The 2,777-nt window shown below is 43.2% G+C and carries 2 protein-coding genes; both read left to right on the forward strand.

Annotated features, from left to right (window positions below; all coding sequences use genetic code 11):
* Window positions 1-581, forward strand: a 581-nt coding sequence (gene map / locus F6K20_RS32845; protein WP_287297558.1) for a type I methionyl aminopeptidase, incomplete at its 5' end; no start/stop codon positions are given.
* Window positions 582-1,157: 576 nt separating this feature from the next.
* Complete coding sequence (locus tag F6K20_RS32850; RefSeq protein WP_158026457.1) at window positions 1,158-1,307, forward strand: hypothetical protein; 150 nt, start codon at window positions 1,158-1,160, stop codon at window positions 1,305-1,307.
* Window positions 1,308-2,777 lie beyond the last annotated feature (1,470 nt).

The following is a 2,777-nucleotide window of genomic DNA, read 5'->3' on the forward strand; positions in this document are numbered from 1 at the left end:
TCGGCTTTCCTGGGTCGATCTGCAGCTGCCTTAATCACGAAGTAGTTCATGGTATTCCTAGTGCCAAGAAAGTAATTTGCAGTGGTGATGTGTTGAAAGTTGATACAGGTGCCTACTATCAGGGATTTCACGGAGACTCATGCATTACTATTCCGATTGAAGAGGTTAAACCAGAAGCGAGTCAATTAATTCGGGTGGCAAATGAAACCCTCTACAAGGGCATCGAACAGGTTAAAGCAGGGAAGTACTTGTTAGACATTGCTGGTGCGATTGAAGACCATGCCCAAACTTATGGCTATAGTATCGTGGAGGATTATACGGGTCATGGTGTGGGGCGAAATTTACACGAAGACCCCTCAGTGTTCAACTTCCGCACCCGGGAATTGCCGAATGTCAAGCTGCGTGCTGGGATGACTTTGGCGATTGAGCCAATTTTGAATGCTGGTACTAAGTTCACACGCACCCTATCTGACCGTTGGACAGTCGTTACGGTCGATAATTCTCTATCCGCTCAGTTTGAACATACTGTTTTGGTAACAACTGATGGCTACGAAATCTTGACTGACCGTACCAAGGTCTAACTATAGCGTTACTTATGAACTAGTGAAAGACTTGCTGGCACATGGAACTTATCAGTGGGTAGTCGGTATGCGTGAATAGAGGAGCATCTCCTACTCCAGGGGAAATGGTCTAGGTGTACCATTTTCTCCCAAGCCATAGCTATTGCTTACCAGATTAGGTATGATATATTGGGTTGGGACTATTTCTAAAAACTACCAAATTTCTGGCTGTTAACAGCCGGGATACTTGATCGCAAGTAAGCGCGAAGTTTTAAAACCCAGTCTCGTCAGAGCTGGGATTAAAAACGATTAACGCGCTAATTTATTTGGCACTCAGTCTTTTCTGAGCAATCATCATCACCCAATCAATGTAGCCTTATAATAAGGAAGTTTCCTCTAGGCGGTGAGAGCATCCACATCGCAACCCCACTCAGAAAAGTAAATGGGTGAAAAATATTGTTGGACGGTGCTTCTAGTAACTAGTTACATAGACCGCAATCTATCTACTGCTAAAAAACTCCCGATCAGATCTCAGGGGTGTTGATCAGGTTGCATCTAATTTCTTTCTTCTTAGTTACTTTACTAATCTCCGGAACTATGACCAATCAAATAGTCGAAAAAATTGCCGGAATGTCTCTGGTAACTATTAGCTTTGATAGGGATTCGACAGCTGTTTCAAAAGAAAACCCCCAAACCGTTGAGCCTAGGGGTAATTATCAGGGTGCATCTACCATTTATTTCTTCTGATTGATGGGATTGATATCCGGAAAGATGACTACTAAATGGCTAACAAAACCCACGGGATAAATTTGCTCTTAGCCAACAGCCAGTTGAGAAGCTGATGGCAACATCTACAGGTGCGACCCGTGGCGAATTTAATTCGCCAACGGCAAGCGCACCTAAAAAAGAAAACCCCCGAACCGTGAGCTTCAGGGGTAATTATTAGGGTGCATCTACCATTTATTTCTTCTGATTGATGGGATTGATATCCGGAAGGATTACTAGTAAATTGACTAGTCAATCAATCACAAAACCCACGGGATAAATATGCTCTTAGCCAACAGCCAGCTGAGGCGGTGATGGCAACATCTACAGGTGCGACCCGTGGCGAATTTAATTCGCCAACGGCAAGCGCACCTAAAAAAAAAAATCCCCCGAACCGTGAGCTTCAGGGGTAATTATCAGGGTGCATCTACCATTTCTTTCTTCTGATTGATGGGATTGATATCCGGAAGGATTACTAGTCAATTTACTAGTCAATCAATCACAAAACCCACGGGATAAATTTGCTCTTAGCCAACAGCCAGCTGAGGAGCTGATGACAACATCTACAGGTGCGACCCGTGGCGAATTTAATTCTTAATCCGGAAAGCGCACCTAAAAAAAAATCCCCCGAACCGTGAGCTTCAGGGGTAATTATCAGGGTGCATCTACCATTTCTTTCTTCTGATTGATGGGATTGATATCCGGAAGGATTACTAGTCAATTTACTAGTCAATCAATCACAAAACCCACGGGATAAATTTACTCTTAGCCAACAGCCAGCTGAGGAGCTGATGGCAACATCTACCAAAAAAAATCCCCCGAACCGTGAGCTTCAGGGGTAATTATTAGGGTGCATCTACCATTTATTTCTTCTGAGTGATGTTACTGAAATCCGGAAGCTAAGGTATGGCTAAAGATTCTATATGATTGCTAAACCTAGAGAGGACTTTACTTTTAGCTGACAGCCAAGTTATGGTCTATGGCAGCATCTACCAAAGAAAACCCCCGAACCGTGAGCTTCGGGGGTAATTATTAGGGTGCATCTACCATTTCTTTCTTCTGAGTTACTTCTCCACTATCCGGAAGGTTTAGCAGGGGATGATTGACGACTAGCGGCAAGACCGTTCCTCGAAAGTTGTATTAATTATCAATAGACCCCTAGAGAAAACCCCGGAAACTGGAGCTCCGGGGATAATTATCAGGGTTCATCTACCATGCTTTTATTCTAAGTGATTTTACTGATATTTTAACACATATTTTTATTGACATATATAAATAGATGTGTTAATGAAGTTCTATAACAGTAAGTCAGTTGACGCTCTAGGTATAGCAGAAGTCATTTGTCAGAAGTCATTTGTCAGAAGTCAAACTCTTGCGCTTCTTGATGCAATAGCGAGTGGGGGAAACCCCCAAGACCGCTTAGGTGCGCTTGACCTTGGCGAATTAAATTCG

The sequence above is a fragment of the Moorena sp. SIO2C4 genome (assembly GCF_010672485.1).
GTDB classification, from domain to species: Bacteria; Cyanobacteriota; Cyanobacteriia; order Cyanobacteriales; family Coleofasciculaceae; genus Moorena; species Moorena producens.